The 19,571-nt window shown below is 42.6% G+C and carries 19 protein-coding genes; 4 read left to right on the forward strand and 15 right to left on the reverse strand.

What is annotated here, in order from left to right:
• Window positions 1-172 precede the first annotated feature (172 nt).
• Window positions 173-1,285: an aminopeptidase gene (locus ACIQYG_RS02625; RefSeq protein ID WP_402835346.1), complete on the forward strand. Its 1,113-nt coding sequence runs from the start codon at window positions 173-175 to the stop codon at window positions 1,283-1,285.
• 54 nt (window positions 1,286-1,339) lie between these two features.
• Here ACIQYG_RS02625 and murC read toward each other — a convergent pair whose 3' ends face one another.
• The 7 genes from murC to ACIQYG_RS02660 form a co-directional block, all read right to left on the reverse strand.
• Entirely contained in the window at window positions 1,340-2,644 is a 1,305-nt protein-coding gene (murC, locus tag ACIQYG_RS02630; RefSeq protein WP_402835347.1) for a UDP-N-acetylmuramate--L-alanine ligase, read from the reverse strand.
• 284 nt (window positions 2,645-2,928) lie between these two features.
• Window positions 2,929-5,754, reverse strand: a complete 2,826-nt coding sequence (locus ACIQYG_RS02635; RefSeq protein ID WP_483878381.1) for a DNA translocase FtsK — start codon at window positions 5,752-5,754, stop codon at window positions 2,929-2,931.
• Between the two features lie 426 nt (window positions 5,755-6,180).
• Window positions 6,181-7,368 (reverse strand): amidohydrolase, encoded by a 1,188-nt coding sequence (locus ACIQYG_RS02640; RefSeq protein WP_402835492.1) that lies wholly within the window; start codon window positions 7,366-7,368, stop codon window positions 6,181-6,183.
• 169 nt (window positions 7,369-7,537) lie between these two features.
• Window positions 7,538-8,254: a hypothetical protein gene (locus ACIQYG_RS02645; protein ID WP_402835348.1), complete on the reverse strand. Its 717-nt coding sequence runs from the start codon at window positions 8,252-8,254 to the stop codon at window positions 7,538-7,540.
• 369 nt (window positions 8,255-8,623) lie between these two features.
• Window positions 8,624-9,430 carry a DUF1444 domain-containing protein gene (locus ACIQYG_RS02650; RefSeq protein WP_133349728.1) on the reverse strand — a complete coding sequence of 269 codons (807 nt, stop codon included), beginning with the start codon at window positions 9,428-9,430 and terminating at the stop codon, window positions 8,624-8,626.
• A 50-nt stretch (window positions 9,431-9,480) separates the two neighbouring features.
• Window positions 9,481-9,792 (reverse strand): thioredoxin family protein, encoded by a 312-nt coding sequence (locus tag ACIQYG_RS02655; protein ID WP_207436825.1) that lies wholly within the window; start codon window positions 9,790-9,792, stop codon window positions 9,481-9,483.
• 108 nt (window positions 9,793-9,900) lie between these two features.
• Complete coding sequence (locus ACIQYG_RS02660; protein ID WP_402835349.1) at window positions 9,901-10,407, reverse strand: hypothetical protein; 507 nt, start codon at window positions 10,405-10,407, stop codon at window positions 9,901-9,903.
• 123 nt (window positions 10,408-10,530) lie between these two features.
• Between ACIQYG_RS02660 and ACIQYG_RS02665 the strand changes: the two genes are divergently transcribed.
• Window positions 10,531-10,980 (forward strand): YtoQ family protein, encoded by a 450-nt coding sequence (locus ACIQYG_RS02665; protein WP_402835350.1) that lies wholly within the window; start codon window positions 10,531-10,533, stop codon window positions 10,978-10,980.
• Between the two features lie 212 nt (window positions 10,981-11,192).
• Here the strand turns inward: ACIQYG_RS02665 and ACIQYG_RS02670 are convergent, their stop codons facing one another.
• From ACIQYG_RS02670 to ACIQYG_RS02680, 3 genes are all read right to left on the reverse strand, one after another.
• Window positions 11,193-12,062 (reverse strand): AraC family transcriptional regulator, encoded by an 870-nt coding sequence (locus ACIQYG_RS02670; protein ID WP_402835351.1) that lies wholly within the window; start codon window positions 12,060-12,062, stop codon window positions 11,193-11,195.
• A 117-nt stretch (window positions 12,063-12,179) separates the two neighbouring features.
• On the reverse strand, window positions 12,180-12,701 hold the full coding sequence (locus tag ACIQYG_RS02675) for a DUF84 family protein (protein WP_402835493.1): 522 nt from the start codon (window positions 12,699-12,701) through the stop codon (window positions 12,180-12,182).
• Window positions 12,702-12,781: 80 nt separating this feature from the next.
• Complete coding sequence (locus tag ACIQYG_RS02680; protein ID WP_402835352.1) at window positions 12,782-13,855, reverse strand: M42 family metallopeptidase; 1,074 nt, start codon at window positions 13,853-13,855, stop codon at window positions 12,782-12,784.
• 176 nt (window positions 13,856-14,031) lie between these two features.
• Between ACIQYG_RS02680 and ACIQYG_RS02685 the strand changes: the two genes are divergently transcribed.
• A complete protein-coding gene (locus ACIQYG_RS02685; RefSeq protein WP_402835353.1) occupies window positions 14,032-14,349 on the forward strand; it encodes a hypothetical protein in 318 nt (105 codons plus the stop codon).
• A 49-nt stretch (window positions 14,350-14,398) separates the two neighbouring features.
• Here the strand turns inward: ACIQYG_RS02685 and ACIQYG_RS02690 are convergent, their stop codons facing one another.
• Window positions 14,399-15,244, reverse strand: coding sequence for a YtnP family quorum-quenching lactonase (locus tag ACIQYG_RS02690; protein WP_402835354.1), 846 nt, complete (start codon window positions 15,242-15,244; stop codon window positions 14,399-14,401).
• Window positions 15,245-15,373: 129 nt separating this feature from the next.
• Window positions 15,374-16,012 (reverse strand): tRNA (guanosine(46)-N7)-methyltransferase TrmB, encoded by a 639-nt coding sequence (trmB, locus tag ACIQYG_RS02695; protein ID WP_251539812.1) that lies wholly within the window; start codon window positions 16,010-16,012, stop codon window positions 15,374-15,376.
• Window positions 16,013-16,253: 241 nt separating this feature from the next.
• Between trmB and ACIQYG_RS02700 the strand changes: the two genes are divergently transcribed.
• Complete coding sequence (locus ACIQYG_RS02700) at window positions 16,254-16,529, forward strand: YtzH-like family protein (RefSeq protein ID WP_402835355.1); 276 nt, start codon at window positions 16,254-16,256, stop codon at window positions 16,527-16,529.
• On the opposite strand, the gene ACIQYG_RS02705 is transcribed toward ACIQYG_RS02700, so the two are convergent.
• From ACIQYG_RS02705 to ACIQYG_RS02715, 3 genes are all read right to left on the reverse strand, one after another.
• Entirely contained in the window at window positions 16,530-17,312 is a 783-nt protein-coding gene (locus ACIQYG_RS02705; protein ID WP_034311469.1) for a phosphotransferase family protein, read from the reverse strand.
• A gap of 291 nt (window positions 17,313-17,603) precedes the next feature.
• A complete protein-coding gene (locus ACIQYG_RS02710) occupies window positions 17,604-18,635 on the reverse strand; it encodes a diacylglycerol/lipid kinase family protein (RefSeq protein ID WP_402835356.1) in 1,032 nt (343 codons plus the stop codon).
• Window positions 18,547-19,554 carry an NERD domain-containing protein gene (locus tag ACIQYG_RS02715; protein WP_402835357.1) on the reverse strand — a complete coding sequence of 336 codons (1,008 nt, stop codon included), beginning with the start codon at window positions 19,552-19,554 and terminating at the stop codon, window positions 18,547-18,549. The genes ACIQYG_RS02710 and ACIQYG_RS02715 overlap by 89 nt, the downstream gene beginning before the upstream one ends.
• Between the last annotated feature and the right edge of the window lie 17 nt (window positions 19,555-19,571).

Consider the following 19,571-nt stretch of genomic DNA (forward strand, 5'->3'; position numbering starts at 1 on the left):
TTCCCTATTATTATAAACGTATTTATTTTTTCAATATACCCTATCAAACCCTAATCTGGAAATATTGTTGTCTGCATCCATTTCCTCCGCGAAATTCATAGGTGACACTTATGGCAGGAAATCGGGTATGATAGAAAAGATAAGTCGAATTTAAACAATGGAGGTATTTTTTATGAAAGATCCCAGAATTGGTACATTGGCCAAAAACTTAATCAATTATTCCGTGAAGCTTCAAAAAGGTGAAAGAATCTTGATCGAAAACTTTGGATTGCAGCGTGAACTTGTTAACGCACTTGTGAATGAAGCCTATGCAGCAGGTGGTTACCCATTCGTCCTGTTAAAGGATCACCAAGTGGATCGTGCCTTGCTGATGAGTGCCAAAGAAGAACAGTACAAGATGATGGGTGAGTTTGAAGCAAACGTAATGAACCAGATGGATGCTTATATCGGGCTTCGTGCCGGGGATAATATCAATGAACAATCCGATGTCCCTTCGGAGAAGATGGCGATTCATGGACAGACAATCGGTAAAGTACATAGAAATATCCGCGTGCCAAAAACAAAATGGGTTGTACTTCGCTACCCGACAAATTCCATGGCCCAATTAGCCAAAATGAGCACAGAAGCATTCGAAGACTTTTATTTCGAAGTCTGCAACCTCGACTATGGCAAAATGAGCGCAGCAATGGACAACCTTGTTGAATTGATGGATAAAACGGATAAGGTCCGCTTAACTGGGCCCGGTACGGACCTAACCTTCTCCATCAAAGACATTAAAGCCATCAAATGTGCGGGTGAGCTGAACATTCCTGACGGTGAAGTATATACGGCTCCAGTTAAAGATTCCATCAATGGAGTGATTTCGTATAATACTCCTTCCCCTTATCAGGGTTTTACTTTTGAAAACGTGAAGTTAACATTCAAGGATGGAAAAATCGTTGAAGCGGTTGCGAATGATACGGAACGCATCAACAAAATTTTTGATACTGATGAAGGCGCACGATATGTCGGTGAATTTGCAATTGGTGTAAATCCTTATATTCTACACCCGATGCAAGATATCCTCTTTGATGAAAAAATTGATGGAAGTTTTCATTTCACTCCCGGACAATGCTATGATGATGCCTATAACGGAAACCATTCAGACATTCACTGGGACCTGGTCAATATCCAGCGGCCTGAATACGGCGGCGGGGAAATCCATTTTGATGACGTCTTGATACGCAAGGACGGACGCTTCGTTTTACCGGAACTGGAAAATTTAAATCCAGAAAATTTAAAATAACATAAAAACCAATAAAAAAACGACCAACCCGCTACTAACGGATCGGTCGTTTTTTTATTTTACCTGCAGTGTATGCTCGTAGGCTGCTTGGAACTTTTGAATGTCCCCCGCACCCATGAATAACACGACACTGTTATCATGGTTTTGCAATATTGATGTTGTGTTCTCCGTAATCAGCTCGGCACCTGGAATCCTTTCTTGAAGGTCTTCAATCGATAACTTTCCTTGATGTTCACGAGCAGATCCAAAAATTTCACATAAGTATACTTTGTCGGCCAAATTCAAGCTGTCGGCGAATTCGTCCAGGAATGCCTGCGTTCTCGAGAATGTATGCGGCTGGAATACCGCAACAACTTCACGCTCTGGATATTTCTGACGAGCCGAGTCAACAGTTGCAGAGATCTCGGTCGGATGGTGTGCATAATCATCAATGATGATCTGACTTCCGATTTCCTTTTCGGAGAACCGGCGTTTAACTCCGCCAAAAGTCCGCAATTGGGCTTTCACAGCTTCCGTATCCAAGTTTTCATATTTACAAAGTGCAATGACACCAAGTGCATTCAACACATTATGCTTTCCAAAAGTAGGAATTGTGAATGTATCATAGTAATTGTTCCTTACATGCACATCAAAAGTCGTGCCATCCGGAGTGACGGAAACATTTTTCGCTTGAAAATCATTTCCTTCTGCAAATCCGTAAAAAATAACCGGTACTTTCGCCTGAATATGTGGTAAATGCTCATCATCCCCGCACGCTATGATGCCTTTGTTGACCTGGAGGGCCATCGTTTGGAAAGCCTCGAACACGTCTTCGACATTGGCGTAATAATCAGGATGATCAAAATCGATATTCGTCATGATTGCATAATCCGGATAATAGGAAAGGAAATGACGGCGATATTCACATGCTTCGAATACGAAGTAATCAGAATTCACGATCCCTTTACCCGTTCCATCCCCAATCAAGAAGGATGTCGGTTTAGCGCCCCCCATTACATGGGCAAGTAAGCCGGTCGTCGATGTTTTACCATGCGCTCCCGTAACCGCCACGCTAATGAAGTTTTTCATGAAATCACCTAGGAAACGGTGATAACGGATAATCGGCAAATCAAGTTCTTTTGCCTTTACGATTTCCGGATGACTATCCGGAAACGCATTTCCTGCAATGATGGTCATTCCAGGTTGAATATTTTCCTCGTTGAAAGGAAGGATTTTAATCCCGGCTTTTTCTAATGCCAATTGTGTAAAAAATTCTTTTTCGTAATCGGAACCCTGCACTTCAATATTCATATCATGCAGTATTTGTGCAAGAGCACTCATACCCGACCCTTTAATTCCCACAAAATGGTAAGCAGTCATAAAGCGAACCTCCACCAATCGTCTACCTGTATGACAGTATATGACGTCATCTTTTATTTGTTTTTCCATTACGAGACTTGTTAGTAACGCAATTTCTTCATAGGTTTTCAAGCTTTTATTTTCAATCATTCATCAACAAAAATCTATTATATCACTTTTTTATTCATTCATCCATGTCAGGCAGATGCCAATTTATCAAATCATTGGTTTTTCCCTCAATTAAGGTGATAAAAAAGGGTTTTCACCCTTTCACATTATATACAATTTCCTTTTATTAGGTTCTCTTAATTAACATGTAAAAATTCCAGTTCTTCTTCCGTAATCAATACATCCCTTGGCCTTGAGCCCCTGGATTCGGAAACGACTCCATGTTGCTCCATCATTTCTATTAGACGCGCTGCACGGTTATATCCGACACGGAAGCGCCTTTGGACGCTCGATGCAGATGCGGCCTGCTGGCTCACGACAAATTCACAAGCCTCGAAAAACAGTTCATCCGCTTCTTCCGTGACCTGGGCCCTGTTCAGCAAGTCTTCCTGTTCAAACAGGTATTTCGGTTGCTGCTCCAGTTTAACATGGTTGACCACTTGATCGATTTCTTCATCACTCACGAAAGTCCCTTGCAGGCGCACCGTTTTTGAAGAGCCGTTTTCAGCGAATAACATATCCCCTCTTCCCAATAGTTTTTCTGCACCGCCGCTATCGATGATTGTACGGGAGTCGACTTGTGAAGAAACCGAAAAAGCGATCCTTGTCGGGATATTTGCCTTGATCAATCCAGTTATGACATCGACTGAAGGTCTTTGAGTGGCTACAATCAAATGGATGCCGCAGGCACGGGCCTTTTGAGCAATCCGGCAAATCGCTTCCTCTACATCAGCCGGGGACATCATCATTAGATCCGCAAGCTCATCGATGATCACCAGGATATAAGGCAGCTTGCTTGAATATTGACCGGCTTTTTCCGCTTGTTCATTAAAGCGGGTGATATCACGTACACCCGCATGTACAAACAATTCATAACGTCGTTCCATCTCCTCTACAGCCCATTTCAACGCAGCCGTAGCGGCTTTTACATCGGTTATGACTGGACTGACCAAATGCGGGATCCGGTTATATGGGGCGAGCTCGACCATTTTCGGATCGATCAATAGTAACTTCAACTCCTGCGGCGTCGCTTTATACAGCAAGCTGACCAGCATGGTGTTGATACAGACACTTTTCCCCGATCCAGTTTGCCCGGCTATCAATCCATGCGGCATCTTTCTCAAATCCGTGATAATCGGCTGACCGGATATATCGAGTCCTAAAGCCACGGCAAGCGGTGATTCATGCTCTTGAAACTCAGTACTTTCCAAAACCTCACGCAAAAATACCGGTTTGCTTTTCCTGTTCGGAATCTCGATGCCGATTGTATGTTTACCCGGAATGGGCGCTTCCATCCTCATATCCTGAGCAGCAAGGCTTAATTTGATGTCATCCATCAGGTTCGTCACTTTATTCACCTTCACTCCCGGCTCCGGATGCACCTCGAAACGAGTTACTGCCGGTCCTTGAGTGACATTGACGACCTTTGCACGGACATTGAAATTTTTCAATGTCTGATCAAGTAATAATGTCTGTTCCTCGAGCCACTCATCATCATGCACAGCATAAGTGGGAGGTGTCAGCAATTCGATATTCGGAAACACATAGTATGGATTATCATCCGCTTCCACGGAGCCAAAAACTTCCGGGGCATCGCCTTGGCCACTTTCCGCTGTCTCTGTATAAACTGCTTCTTGATACCCATCTCCAGAAATGGGGGATTCCTGTTCAAGAAGCCGCTTAGGGTCGGAACCAATATTGGATTCAACTGTATTTTCAGGCACTGCGGCGGTTTCGGTGTCCAAAAAGGCAGGTGTAATGTCCGGAGTCCCCTCTTTCGGCATAACTCTGCTTTCCTCCGGTTTCCGTTCGGGAATGGCGGATGGTTCCGCTTGTCCTGCCTCCGTTTGGGCAGCGTCATCCATAGGCCGTTTGTCAGGTGAAACTACTGCCCTTTCCGAATCAAGGCTTTTTTTTTCCGGCATCATTCTATTCATGAAGCCATTTTTTTCCCGATCTTGCTTAAGCATCATCACATTAAATGGGATATGTTTTTTCGGACGTTTAGGCTGCACTTCAGGTATTGCTTCAGATGGGTCACTTTCAGGCATTGTTTCTTGACTTACGGATGGTTGATTTGATTGTACAGCAACCTCCCCGGGAACCGATATCGCTTCAGGCGGAGTGTAGTCCGCCTGTTCCATGATGGATACAGCGACTTCGCGTCCAAAATCGACTTGGTCCTGTTCAATAGCCTCTTTTTCTACCTCAGGCTCAATAATGTTAGGCTCGCTTACTGCTTCTTCTGGCAGTGACTCAATGGGATTTCTTCGAAAGAAAGCGGGTATCTCCGAATCTTCCTTTTTTTCTTCCGCTTGTTCCGGTATAAGAATGGCGGGTTCTACCGTCATTGCCTCATGTGACGCACCTTTTGAGATTTCAGGGATCGATACCGGAATCTCGATATCGGGTTCTTCTTTTTTTAGGATGGGCATTTTGCTTTCCAATTCATATTCGACAATTTCTTCAGAAGGGACTATTTTTTTTTCCGGACGACGGAACCCGTAAATGGGTGAAGGGATTTCCGTTGGGCGGAATGGAGTATTTGACGGGACTATTTTTGAAGTTTCCTCCCTGTCGAAGCTTCTCCGTTTTGGTTCAGGATCCCTTACAGGCCTTCTCGGTGTTTCTTTGGGCACATTCTTCCCCTGTTTAGGTTCGTTGTCCTCCCTGTTTCTTTCCCTAGGCTTTCTTTTATTCTGCTCCCGGTCTGGAATGAGCGGAAACTTGAACTGGCCTTTTGGATATTGAAACAGGATTTTCGTATCCGGGTCTGGCGTCTGTGACATTTTTTCCACATTTTGATTATAAACCTTTATTTCTTCTTTCTTTGACTTCGAAAGCTTCGAAAAATCCATTTTCCTTAATGTCTCTTCATCAAGCGGTTCATCTATAATAATTTCTTCGATTTCAATAATTTCCTCTGCTTGGAACCATTTTTTCATCTTATTTAGCCATTTCAAAACTATCACTCTTTCTACATCTGTAGTTATGGAACTAATTCTACCAGTTATTTTAAAAATATCGAGAAAATTTAAGCTAAATTGGGATTAGTATCTTTTTTTTATCGCATTCTTACCAACTAAACGTATTTCGCAGAACTCCTACCCTATTAAACCCCTTCTGAAATGAGTTTAAACCTATCATCGCGAAATAACATTAGCCCCTAGTCTACTATTTAAATAAAACACAGCTGTTAAATCGCGTTTACAAAGAGATTAAGTTTTCATGCTGACTTGAAAGCAGACTGCCCTATTCATTACATCATCCTTCAATGAAACCCCCGACAGCATCCAAATACCTTTCACAACCCATAAAACACCGTTCGTTAATACCGAACGGTGTTTTGTGGGTTTCTCCGTTTTTTTTGCAAACAAGGACCAAAGGGACTATTTCCATTCATAAAAACTGCAAACAACCTGCGCCACTGATTTGGAAGCGATCAAAAGGGCATCTTCATCAATGTCGAATTTAGGATGGTGATTGAAATATGCCTTCTCCACCCCTTTCGGTTTACAGCCAATGTAAAAGAAGCAGCCTGGTATCTTTTCTGCATAATACGAAAAATCTTCTGAACCTGAGAAAACCGGAAATTCCACAACCTTTTTAATATCTTTATCATTCATGCTTTCCAGGCTTTTTTTCACGAATCCAGTCAGTTCAGGGTCATTATATAACGGAGGGTAATCGGGCACATATGTAAGTTCGCACTGAACATCGAATTCCGTTTCTACCCCTTTGACGATCCGGTGGATTTCCTTATCGATCAGCTGTTGGGTTTCCGCTGTCATATAACGGACATCCCCTTCAATTTCTATACGATCTTTAATGACATTAAAGCTTCCTTTTCCATCGAAGGACCCGATTGTGACTACACCCATATCAAATGGGTTCAAGCGACGGCTGATTACGGTTTGTACGGCTGTCACGAAATGGGCCCCTGCCACAATGGAATCATTAGCCATATGCGGGGAGGAACCATGGCCGCCTACACCCTTTATCGCCAGTTTGAAATAGGTCCGTCCAGCCATCGAATAGCCGCCGCGATACCCGACGACCCCTGCTGGATGCGACGGAAATAAGTGGATTCCAAAAACAGCATCCAGTTCATCCAAAGCCCCTGATTCCATAATGCTTTTTGCTCCTCCTGGGGGTGTCTCTTCTGCATGTTGATGGATTATTTTGATTGTACCTGATAGGGAATCTTTCAGCTCATTGATGCAGTCTGCCAGTACTAATAAATAAGCGGTATGCCCATCGTGTCCGCAGGCATGCATGACACCTTCATTTTTTGAACGGAACGGGACCTCCGCTTCTTCCGTAATCGGCAATGCATCGAAATCCGCACGGAGACCTATCGTTTTCCCAGGTTTTCCGCCTTCGATCGTTACGATGATCCCTAATCCATTTCCTATATTCGTTTGTATCGACACATCTTTCCCTTTATAAAAATCAATGATATATTGTGCCGTTTTCTCTTCTTTGAAGGATAGTTCCGGATTCTCGTGTAAGTGACGGCGGATTTGAACCATTTCCCCTTTTCGGGCTTCCAGCATGTCCATTAATTTGCTTTTCACGTTCACGGTAATTCTCCCCCTTTGTCGGGTATGCCTTTCGTGGCCCCTGTATAGCATTTATACATCATGCCCCGTTGAATATCATTGTGGATAAACAGTGTAATAGTATAGGACCCTGCTTACGGGTCGTTACTTAGTTGCTTAAACTACCGCACTACTAAAAAGGATTCTATTGGAATATTTGCTGTTCATATTTCCAATATAAGTTCTCGGATTCTTTCTTTTCTAAGAAGGTGACTACAAATTTAGTTTTATAATCTGGATCTGAAAATGAAACTTTATGATTGTGTGTCCAGCCTATTTTTCCTAATTTACTGAAAAGATGCTGTTCATCGGTATCGGTTTCTCTCATGATCCGTTCTCTTCCTATAACTTCATCGTTTCTCTTTTTGATTTCGAGAAACACATCTATATAAGAAACTTCTTGTTCACAGACAATACTGCAAGAATATTTTCTGTTAGGGCTGCTTTTCTTCGCATAAATCCACTTGTTCGCAAAGCCCAGGTTTATTATTTTTTGATGGATGGCCTTAAAATGGCCAATATCAAGATTAAGTTCCTTAGCTACTTGTTCTAAAGGTTTTTGCATAACTTCAAGTGTATATTCTTTTTTCCTTTGGTCCGTAGGCAAAGATAAAAACTCTTTCATATTAATCTCAGCGAAAACAGATTTATGATTAAACATAATAAACGAACCAGCGTCTAATTTGTTTATTATGTCCAAGCCTGATACACAATTAATCAGTATTCCCTTATATTCATCCGTTTTGAATTCTGAAAGCAAACGACTGTATAAAGAAGCGATACATCTTGTTTCCCTATAAAAGATTAAATTTGCCTGTCTATCCTCTGGAAAGAATAATTCAATATTTCTTATAATCGGCATAACTACCTCCGGAAAACCAATGAAAATCTTTTTATAATGCCGGAACTGCATTTACGTTTACTAAGCAAAAGGCGCTTCTATTCAATTTAAAAAAATTGCAATCAACCCATTATTATATTGGACGCTAAAACGGACAGAGTGTTTTTCCAAGGAATACTTTTGGAACTTACTCCTTCGGTGGCTCAATGCTTTGCACTCTTCCGCAGCGTTCATCCGCTTGTTCTATTGTTTTATTCCATATTTTCAAAATATTTCAATTATATTATCGCCGATTAAAAAATAAATATCAACTCCAAGAGTCATATACTCTATCAAACTTTAAAAGGACCGCTGCCAGATGCTGACACGGTCCTTTTGTGATTCAATATATTATTGTTCACGCTTTTTGTTTTTACCCATAATGAAGATGGGCTCCAGCTCATTTTCTTCGTAAAGGAATGATAGAGCCGTTATCGGAACATGACCGCTGGCAAAGAAGCTCATCGCCATTTGCGCCAGAATATCATAGCCCGTATCATTCTTCACATCGGCAATGATGATGACATCCTGATGGGGAATGGCCACAGCCATGGTCCCCTCGATCTTGTCCTTCATTTCCCGAAGCCATGATTCATTCAGGATCCTGCTGGCATCATATCCATCATTCGTGTTCAAAAAATAAAATGCATTACCTGCAACGATATCCGACTTCATTTCAGTGGAAAGGGAACGGGCATTAAAAAGGGCAATTTCACGGATCCTGTCACCCTGCCAATTTTCACGTTGAATCATCTTTTCATCTATAAGACGGTAGGTTTTACCTAAATCAAGGGCATAAAAAATCCGGGTTTCAGCTGTATGCTCATCGAATAAAAATGGATTTCCTTCTTCCGATTCCATTGGAAAGGAGGTCGAGCGGATGACTGGGAAAATGAATTTCTCCTTGCCTTCCATGCTGTGTTCTTCCCCCATCACATTCAGGGCCTCTTCCACGTAATAAATAATTTCATCGATCGCCTTTTCCTGTACGTTTTCATAGTTAGCAAGTACAGGAGGCAACTCGATGGTGATTCCCTTCCCTGTCTTCACATTTTCCACCCGTAACGTATCTTGCTTGCTATCGAATTTGAATGTCCGACCCTCATCTTTTAAACGTTCCTTCAAGATATTTTTTAGCTTCGTGCTGTCCATTTTCATGACTGACCCTCCTCTTCATTGAAAAATCCCCAGCGAGAAGGGGATTTTGATTATAGTGATTGAATGAATTCCTCAATTTGTTCTTGCGTTTTACGATCCTTGCTCACGAATCTGCCTAACTCTTTACCATTATCATAGGCGATGAAACTTGGTATACCGAATACATCATTTGCCGCACACACATCGATGAATTCATCACGGTCCACATAAATGAATGTAAAGTCAGGAAATTTCGTTTCAATCTCCGGCATTATCGGTTCGATTACACGGCAATCTCCACACCATGTTGCTGAAAAAAGAAAGATATGTTTGCCTTCATTTTTCAATGCATCATATTGTTCAACGGTTTGTAAATTTTCCATTTGAATATTCCTCCTGCTCTAAATGACACCTTAGTTTTTATAATCCCATCATACCAGACTCTCCGCGAATCAACCATTAATACGGATCGGTGGAAAGGCAGGGTCATCTTATTTCTGTGGCACGGATGAAACGATTTCCATCATTTGTTTTGCATCGGTTTTTAATTGGTCTTTATCCGTTTCGGTTGTCAGCTTCACCCCGCCGATCCCCACTGCAAGCTCATACTTTTCTTTCGGTATCTCTTTGATCGAAATAAAGCCGAATTTATCATCAGTTTGAAAAGAATGCAGCACTTCAAACTGATCCTCTTGTTCCTTTATCGCCAAATATAACACGGAGCTGTCTTCTTTTTCATTTGGATTGACAAATAATATATAAATCTTATCCCCTTTTTGTAAAATCAAATTATTATCATGTTCTTCCACTACTTTAAAATCATTTGGCAGATAGACTTGAATTAGCCCTGCCTCTTGATTGGGCTGTTTTTCATCGTCACGAAAAGCCACTTCAGCAGCCTTCATTGCCTTTTCGGTTTGTCTCTCGATCCCTGAGCAGCCCACGATCAAACTGCTTATCAACAAGATAACAAGGAAATTCTTATTCGATAAAGCCATCGTCATTCCTCCAGCCGTCTCTTTTATTACCTTATGGATAATATTATCCTTATTTATGGAATTCATCCATTTTCTAAAAAACATGGTACAATGAAAGCAATTTTAATATCGAGGAGGAAAACAATGAAGTTAACCGTGTATCTTGCTGGGGAAATCCATACAAATTGGAGAAGTGAGTTGAGAGATAAGGCCGCTGCACTGAAGCTTCCATTAGAATTCGTCGGCCCGATGGAAAATCATGAACGCTCCGATAATATCGGTGAAGATATCCTCGGGGAACAGCCAAATCCTATCCTGAAGGATGCAGCCGCTTCCCAAATCAATAATTTGCGGACAGGTCTTTTGATGAAAAAAGCCGATCTTGTCGTCGCTTTGTTTGGCGAGAAATATAAGCAATGGAATACTGCCATGGACGCAAGCACCGCCGTTTCCTTGGGAAAACCGCTTATTTTGATTCGCCCGGAATCCCATCACCATGCCTTAAAGGAATTATCGGAAAAGGCGAGTGTCACTGTCGAATCCGTGAACCAAGCCATGAAGGTGCTTTCTTATATATTTGAAGAAGGGCTGTAAATCCAGCACAAGTATAAAGGACTGACCATCGAACGTACGATTCATTTTGGCTTATGCCAACTGCCATTCATTTCCTCTTTACCGTTGGGCTCTCTCCCTTCACACACTTGAAGAGGGAGTCTTCTGGCAGGAAATGATAAAAAGCTTGCAGGGGGAAATTAGATGCCTAACTCCCTGCAAGCGAAAAACGAATGAATTTTTATGGTTGAAAACTATCCCTTTTTAATCGGAATCCAAATTTCGGAGTAATAGTCAGGGTTTGAAGCATCGTCATTCGCGTATACTTCCAATTCAGGGGTTCCGGCATGTTCATGACCGCTGGTTGGGAACCATTCGGAAAAAATCCGCTTCCAAGCTTGTTGCATGGCATCAGGCATAGGTCCGTGAACTTCAAATACAACCCACTTGGAAGCCGGTATCATAAGGGTTGAAAACTCTTCAGGCACTTTCCCGGCATACTCTGCACCTATCCAATAATCCATCGTTTCATTTTCTCCCACAGCCCGCTTATCGACACATACACCAAGCAAGCCATCTATTTGGCCATTGTTCAACTTCGCTAACCTATCTCCTGTTCCATTCGAATTGACTTTCTCCCACAACTTTGGAATCCCTATCAAATTCTCTTCATTAACCAAGGAAAACTCTTGCTTGATTCCAATCAATTGAAAGGAATCCCTTTCAAGGATATTGTATTTCATCGGTTTAGCCCCTTTCAGAATGACCTGTATCATCAGGCGTTCATAAAATTTCAGCTTCCCCATATACTTTCGAGCTTCGCTTGGAGATACCCCATGCTGCCTTCGAAAAGCTTTTGAGAATGCCTCGGGGGTGTCATAGCCGTACTTGTAGGCTAAATCAATGACCTTACCATTTGTGGATGAAATCTCCTGGGCAGCTAAGGTCAGTCTTCGACGCCGGATATATTCACCAATTGATATATCCGTTAAAATGGTGAAAGTCCGTTGAAAATGAAAAGCTGAGGCATTCGCCTGCCTGGAAATGCTCTCGATTGTCAGGTCCTCCAATAAGTGCTCTTCGATATAGTCGATGGCCTTTTGGATTGATTCAACCCACCCCATATCCGCTCACCCCTTATCACTATATTAGCAAGGCCGCTCATTAAAACCCTGTCTTATTCTGCTCAGTTTTGGCAGTGTTCGTTTCCAAATCGAAGCCCGCCTTTCCATGACAGTGATTCAAAAATCCCGCTTTTTCATTTTCCGCTTATATTCGTGTTGACCGGCTAGCATCCTCATGATATGAAGGAACATTTCGCCCCTGGTGATCCGCTCATTTGTAAATACGCCTATTGCCCCTTCCTTTTTGCTAATATTCTCTTGCTTTGTGAAGGCGTCCATCACGGGGCCCAACTCTTCACCGTCCAGCAGCTTCCCGGCAACAATTCCCGGAACAGGGATTCTCGCTCCTGCAGCTACAAAGACCTCACCGTCCCTCGTGGCCATTGCACCCCAATTACACAGAAACAGCGCTTGTCCCATTTTCACGACACCGCCTTCAAGTCCGATACCCATTTCGGCATCACTGTGAATCAAGCAATTCCGGGCACGAGTAATTGCCCCCTCCATCGTTTCCTCGTCTGAAAAAGGCTGTTCCGGGACCCCGCTCTCCACTTGAAGCGAAAGGATTTCAGCATCTTCATATACACCAAGCACGGCACTTACTTTCGCCGGATTCTTACTGCCTACTGCTATTTTCAATATAATTACCTTCCTTCTATGTAAAAAAAGCTGATGGAAAAGGATCATGACAGCATCCCTTTCCATTTCAGCTTCCTCCATCAACCGTTTTTTATCAAAGTCTCGAATGTCGTTTTATCACAGGAACGAACCAATTTCCCAATCAGTTCACGTGCAGCGGCATAATCATCAATATGAATCATGGATGCATGTGTATGGATATAGCGGGAACAAATGCCAATCACCCCGCTTGGAATGCCTTCGTTTGCAATATGGACTTGCCCTGCATCCGTACCGCCCTGGGAAACGAAATATTGATACGGAATCTCATTCGACTCTGCCGTATCAAGGATGAATTCCCTCATGCCGCGATGCGTAACCATCGAACGATCAAAAATGCGGAGCAGTGCCCCTTTTCCCAGCTGGCCAAATTCACTTTTACTGCCGGACATATCGTTCGCCGGACTTGCATCCAAAGCAAAGAAAAGATCCGGTTTGATCATATGGGCTGCAGTTTGCGCACCCCGTAATCCCACTTCCTCCTGGACGGTTGCCCCGGAATATAAGACATTCGGTAACGTTTCACCTTTTAAATCTTTTAACAATTCAATCGCAAGTCCGCAGCCATAACGATTATCCCACGCTTTTGCGAGGATTTTCTTCTCATTGGCCATCGGCGTGAATGGACAAATCGGTACAATCTGCTGACCAGGCTTAATACCGATTCTCTTCACATCTTCCTTATCATCCGCCCCGATATCAATCAGCATATTTTTGATATCCATTGGTTTTGAGCGTTGCGATTCATCAAGCAAGTGGGGCGGAATCGAACCAATGACACCAATGACCGGACCGTTATCGGTTATGATCTCGACTCTTTGGGCCAAAAGCACTTGACTCCACCAGCCTCCCAGGGTCTGAAAGCGAATCATTCCATTTTCCGTTACGGAGGTGACCATGAATCCCACTTCATCCATGTGCCCGGCAACCAGTACTGTCGGCCCATCCTCATTGCCTCTTTTCAGGCCAAATATTCCGCCAAGGCGATCTTGGACGATTTCATCGGAATACTTTTCCAACTCACTCTTCATGAAACTCCGAACTGCATGTTCATTTCCCGAGGCTCCCGGTAATTCCGTCAATGTTTTAAAAAGCTCCAAAGTCTCATGATTCATTTTTCTACCCCTAACTATGTATTGTTTCTTTCTATTTTACAAAACTTAGCATCGTGTTACACTAGAAAGTTCTAATTTATCAGTTTATGGGTAAAATTTCAAATTATTAGTCAAATAAAGCGTTCTTCTGTATACTAGAAGAAGTGATTTTATAAAATGCAATGGAGGAGAAATCAATGAATTGGAAAACGTTTTTACTAGGTACTGCAGCCGGGTTCGCTGCAGGCTATGCAACAAAACAACTATTGGATCAATCAAGTAAACCTTCTCCCGATAAAGTCTTGGCCCAAGTGAAGGAAACAGTCAAAAAGGATGGAAATATATATGGCTCATGGATCTTGATGAAGCCGGAGAACTATACAAAAAACGATTTGGACTATGAAGTGTACAAAGGCGGGATCACCAGGAATACAGAGGGTATACGCGAGCAATTCGAATTTGTTGCAGATGCCTCAACAGGAACGATATTGGAGCTTAATGCACAACATGATTGAAACAAAAATAAGGAGGACCGTCAAGATGACGTCCTCCTTTTTGCTTTCCTTAACGCTTCCGTTTCAATTCGGCTATTATCTCCTTACCCGTTACATCCCATTTGATGGCACAGTATTGGGCATCATGGTAAAAGCTATACCAGGACCCATTTTCCAGTCCGGATTTCATCCACTTTTCCTTCGCCTCGATGGAAGTCATGGGATAATCATCATAAGCGAGGACCCAGAGGACATTCGCATGCGCGTGCGTCGGCATGATATCTGCCATGTGAATCAATCTATCCCCTCCATCTTCAATGATGATGATCGCATGTCCATCACTATGCCCCCCGGTATGGATCATTTTAATGCCATCCGTAATTTCCTGCTCACCTTCAAAAGGACGTACCAGAGAAGCGACAGCCTCCCAGTTTTCTGCCCAATATGTACTTTTTGAACGAATATTCGGGTTTTTCATTTCCGCCCATTCAGTTTTGGTCGTGATGATTTCTGCACGCTCGAAAACAGGTACCCAAGTTTCTCCTTCACGTTTCGTCAATCCGCAGGCATGATCGAAATGTAGATGGGTCATTAAAATGTAATCGATATCATTTGGCTGAATCCCAAGTCTGCCAAGATCTTCGACAAGATTGGATTCCTCCGTCACCCCAAAATTCCGTTTCTGCTTGTCATTCATCTTTCCATTGCCAATACCGGAATCTATAAGCATGTTCAATCCATTAGCCTGCACCAAAATCGGATCCGTACGTAACTCGATTTGGTTATTTTCGTTAACAGGATGCTTCTTGGACCAAAGCGGTTTCGGTACAACACCGAACATCGCACCGCCATCCAAGTGTGTCACACCGCCATTCAACCACGTTAATTTAATTTCCCCTATTTGCATCGTTTCCATTTTACCCCTCCTCTCCCTTTAGTTTAACACTCACTTCCATATATTGAAATTGATAACAATCAAGGCATCCCCGTGAATCATAAACCAAAGAAAAAAACCAGATGCTGTGCACCTGGTTTCGATCGATGATTATTGGAACATTGCTTCCAATCGGTATATCCGGTTGCCTTTACTCGAGAACTTTTCTTCATATTCAGTCATGATGTTGCCTTCAAAACTGCTGTTATGCAAATCAAGGCTTACATATTTCAAGAGCATGCCGTATTCGGAAATACTTTTCAAGGAAGATTCGAATAACCCTTGGTTATCCGTCTTGAAGTGAATCTCGCCTTTGTCTGGCAGGATGCCTTCATATACTTCGAGGAAGGTCTTATACGTTAAACGACGTTTTGCATGACGTGATTTCGGCCATGGATCAGAGAAATTCAAGTAGACGCGATCGACGTCGCCTTTTGCAAAATAGTCCCCTAAATTCGCTGCGTCAACATTCAACAGCTTTAAATTGGGAACATCCGCTTCAATCAGCAAGTCCAATGCGGCTACAATGACGCTTCCATATACTTCAATTCCAATGAAATTCACATCAGGATGGGCTTTTGCCATTTCTGTGATGAAACGGCCTTTTCCCGTACCCACTTCAATATATAACGGATTATCGTTTCCGAAAACTTCATGCCATTTACCTTTATGGCTCACTGGCTGCTGAATTACATATTGTGGAAAATCATTCAAACGGTCTTCAGCCCAAGGTTTATTTCTTAAACGCATGATGACACCCCTATTTATAATATAATCGTTCAAACCATAACACGAGTGCATGGATTCCTGCAAGTTGATTTTTACAGGAAACACCACTCTTCAAATAAAAAAACTGCCGGCCATCCAGGCGACAGTCTCCGTAGTTTTCATGTATAAAACTTTCAGCAAAACACACCATAAATAAGTGAAGGGCAGGCGAGAACCACCTGGGAATCCCTTGAATCCATGTTTAAGAAAGGAGAGGTATTATATGCCGCTTTCCCATGAACATCAAATGTCACTATTGAAAGATATATTGACCAACCACCAAACAGACTGCTGCGGATCCGTTTCTGAATGTGAACAGGTTGAAAGGCTCGTCAAATCCTTAATGATCAATATGGAAATTGACAGCAATGCGAAAACGATACTGACGGAGATTTACGAGTACAGTCAGACGGGCATCGGTACCGCCGATTTAGATGCCCATATTTCAACCCACCAGAACGACCTGTCCCAGTGGGTGGATGATATAGATCAATTCTGATCAGCTGACCATCAATAACGCTTCCAGTTTTTGCAGTAATTCATTTCTTTCCTCGTACCGCTTTCTACGATGATGCCATTGGATGGAAAGCACAAGTTGTGAAACCGTGTGCCATTTCATCCTCATCTCCAGGCCTGCGTCAAGCTTCTTGCCGTAACGGGCAAGCCATTGATTCCATTCTTCCCTTGGGACATATGAATACAGGAGTATGCCGAGGTCAATGGCCGGATCGCCTATGACCGCTCCGTCCCAATCAATCAGGAACAAACCGTCCGTTTCGGTCATGAGCCAATTATTGTGGTTCACATCACAATGACAGACGACTTTTTCGTCGCATTCAATCAACAGGAGATTGTTCTGTAAAAAATGGATGGCCTGTTTGATAATCGGAATGTCCGTAACATCCGAAGATAACCCGGTTTCTATGTCTGTAAGTATACTTTCAGGTCGTAAAGGGGATTTCCCAAGCCTTTTGAGCATGCTTAACAAAGGATCGGATTGATGAATTTTTTGAAGCAGCTTTGCGACTCTTATATTGTTCATTTCCTGCTGAGATAGCTCCCTGCCTTCCATCCAATGCTGGGCCGTAATTACATCCCCATTTTCCAGGCGTTTTGTCCACATTAACTTTGGAACAATGCCCTCAGCTGAAAGAACAGCTAAAAATGGCGATGAATTTCGTTTAAGGAAGAGCTTCTGCCCCTCTTTCTCGGCAATAAAGGCTTCTCCCGTAGCTCCTCCAGCAGGGGATATATCCCACTCCTGACCTAATAAATGTTCCAACTGGTTCACCTTCGATTTCCTCGCTTAATCATACAAATGTGGGTACGTTCACCTAGTGTATGTATTACCACTACTTTGAGTCCATGTTTTATAAAAAATCCGCCTGCTGGCGAAGCTGCATATATACTTGCATCGGGATGATACCCGCAATTAAAAACATCCTCATTTAGAGAAATAAAAAAATAGCTATTGAGCAATTAAACAATAGCCATAAATTAAATTTTAGTTGAAAAACGGTTTCTTCGTCAAGTACTATAAAACGATTATACGCATAAAACAAAAACAAATAAATCATTTCATATTTTTGTAAGGGTTATCTCCCTGTAACAAGACGCGCAAATTCTCTTTCAGAACCGCTGCAGCTACTTCGTTCCTGCCAACAATTTCCCCATCAGACTGGATTTTTACTGACCCTTCATTGTTCATTTTTATCATTTTACCAGAAAAAGAATCAACATTTTTTATGTTTAGGTGACCGCCCCATAAAACGGTGATGAAGACGGTCAATAATTTCACCAAAGGAATATCATGGACCGCAATCACGTTCAACTTGCCATCATCCAGCTTCGACATCGGTGAAATTTTCATCCCACCGCCAAAAAAGGGCTGGTTCGCAATGACGATGAACCAAACCTTTTTCAAAAGATGCCGGTCTCCATCAATGATCAATTCCATGCAGCTGGGATTGTAAGTAAATATCTTTTTTATAAAAATGAACAGATAAATTAATTTACCCGCTCTGACAAAATTAAACCATTTTTTCAGTGGGGAACGGTCCGCTTCATCGGAAATTTCAGCATCAATGCCCATTCCCAGGCTGTTCACGAAATAACCCATCTTACCATTCGTCTCGAACTGTCCAATATCAATGGCACTAAAGGCATTATCCTGAAATAAAGAAAGAGCTTCTTCCACACTCTCGGTTTTTTGAATGCCCCTTACATAATCATTGCCGGATCCAGCCGCAAGGGCGCCAATGATAGCGTGGGGGAAACCAATGGCGCCATTTATCACTTCATTAATCGTGCCATCCCCCCCGACAGCGATCAATCGGGTATCATGATTCGTGCCTGATAGAATCTCCTTCGTCAATCTTATCGCATGCCCCTTTTCCCGTGTAAAAAACACCTCATGGGGAACAGCTTTTGATTTCAGTATTTTCTCGGCTTTTTTCCAAACCTTCAAACTCTCTCCATTTCCAGCCATTGGATTGACAATGAAATACACCGTTTCTTTAAGGTGCGGCATGCTGATTTCCTTCCGTTTGGTTATAACCGGCTTCCCATTCAGGTCGCAGGCTGGATGTAGTTTGGCAATATTCAAGCAAAGCCTGTGCCCCTTTTAACTGCTGTGCCTTAAGAGGAGACGATATAGCCCGCATCCTTTCAAACCACTCCGGGAAGGTCCGTTTATCCAATATCGTAATATCATAAGGGGCTTCGGGATAATCGACATATCCATTCCGGGATAAAATCACCTTTTTAATCGGCATGTTCACTTCATATAGCTCAAATAACTGGGAGACGATGTTCGTCATCCGATTTGCACCAAGCAAAGGGTTGAGCACTTTTTTATCAGGATGCTTATGATGCCTACGGACCCAGAATCGTTCACTTGAACCGATGAAAGCAGCGTCTTCTTCCGCTTCCAGAAAAGTGATGCACCAAGCATCAACAGGGGTCAATAAAATGACTTCGGCTTCAACAGGCGCATTTTTCAAAAGAAAGATAGGTTTATATAATACGAGAAACGTATCCGGAAAACGCTGCAGAAAAAAGCGGAGCCTCTCATCCAAAAAGAATGATTGGTCCACAAATGACTTTTCACGAAGCGTCGAACTCCCCCATTTCATTTGAAAACGAAGCAATTGATTTAAAAAATTTTGCTTTAATTCATCCAGACTGTCCGGTCGGAACGGAAATCTTAATGAAAAAACATTAGAATCTTCAATCTGGTTCGGTATCTGCAGTTCTTCTGCTTCTGACTCCTGTTTACCTGTCCGGCGGAATATGCCTTTCATCTTTTTAAACAGGCCCATTGAATCTTCCTGAGGCGGATCAAATTTGACCTGTTTTTCACTTTCAGTTTGTTCGCTATACAACCGATCTAGCTCGCCCGCATTATAAGCAGCCTTCAATTTATCCCATTGCTGTTTTTTCAACCGTGCAAATTGTGTTGGATAACGATAAATATCCTGCTCATACCGGGAAATATAATCCTGCATCTTTATGAGCTGTGCCATTCGACCACCACCCATCT

This window comes from Peribacillus sp. NPDC096622 (assembly GCF_044762665.1).
In the GTDB taxonomy this organism is placed as follows: domain Bacteria; phylum Bacillota; class Bacilli; order Bacillales; family DSM-1321; genus Peribacillus; species Peribacillus frigoritolerans_B.

Coding starts and splice junctions, on each gene's coding strand:
- ACIQYG_RS02625 (WP_402835346.1), top strand. CDS start 173: ATGAAAGATCCCAGAATTGGTACATTGGCCAAAAACTTAATCAATTAT.
- murC (WP_402835347.1), bottom strand. CDS start 2,644: ATGACTGCTTACCATTTTGTGGGAATTAAAGGGTCGGGTATGAGTGCT.
- ACIQYG_RS02645 (WP_402835348.1), bottom strand. CDS start 8,254: ATGCCGATTATAAGAAATATTGAATTATTCTTTCCAGAGGATAGACAG.
- ACIQYG_RS02650 (WP_133349728.1), bottom strand. CDS start 9,430: ATGAAAATGGACAGCACGAAGCTAAAAAATATCTTGAAGGAACGTTTA.
- ACIQYG_RS02655 (WP_207436825.1), bottom strand. CDS start 9,792: ATGGAAAATTTACAAACCGTTGAACAATATGATGCATTGAAAAATGAA.
- ACIQYG_RS02660 (WP_402835349.1), bottom strand. CDS start 10,407: ATGGCTTTATCGAATAAGAATTTCCTTGTTATCTTGTTGATAAGCAGT.
- ACIQYG_RS02665 (WP_402835350.1), top strand. CDS start 10,531: ATGAAGTTAACCGTGTATCTTGCTGGGGAAATCCATACAAATTGGAGA.
- ACIQYG_RS02670 (WP_402835351.1), bottom strand. CDS start 12,062: ATGGGGTGGGTTGAATCAATCCAAAAGGCCATCGACTATATCGAAGAG.
- ACIQYG_RS02680 (WP_402835352.1), bottom strand. CDS start 13,855: ATGAATCATGAGACTTTGGAGCTTTTTAAAACATTGACGGAATTACCG.
- ACIQYG_RS02685 (WP_402835353.1), top strand. CDS start 14,032: ATGAATTGGAAAACGTTTTTACTAGGTACTGCAGCCGGGTTCGCTGCA.
- ACIQYG_RS02690 (WP_402835354.1), bottom strand. CDS start 15,244: ATGGAAACGATGCAAATAGGGGAAATTAAATTAACGTGGTTGAATGGC.
- trmB (WP_251539812.1), bottom strand. CDS start 16,012: ATGCGTTTAAGAAATAAACCTTGGGCTGAAGACCGTTTGAATGATTTT.
- ACIQYG_RS02700 (WP_402835355.1), top strand. CDS start 16,254: ATGCCGCTTTCCCATGAACATCAAATGTCACTATTGAAAGATATATTG.
- ACIQYG_RS02715 (WP_402835357.1), bottom strand. CDS start 19,554: ATGGCACAGCTCATAAAGATGCAGGATTATATTTCCCGGTATGAGCAG.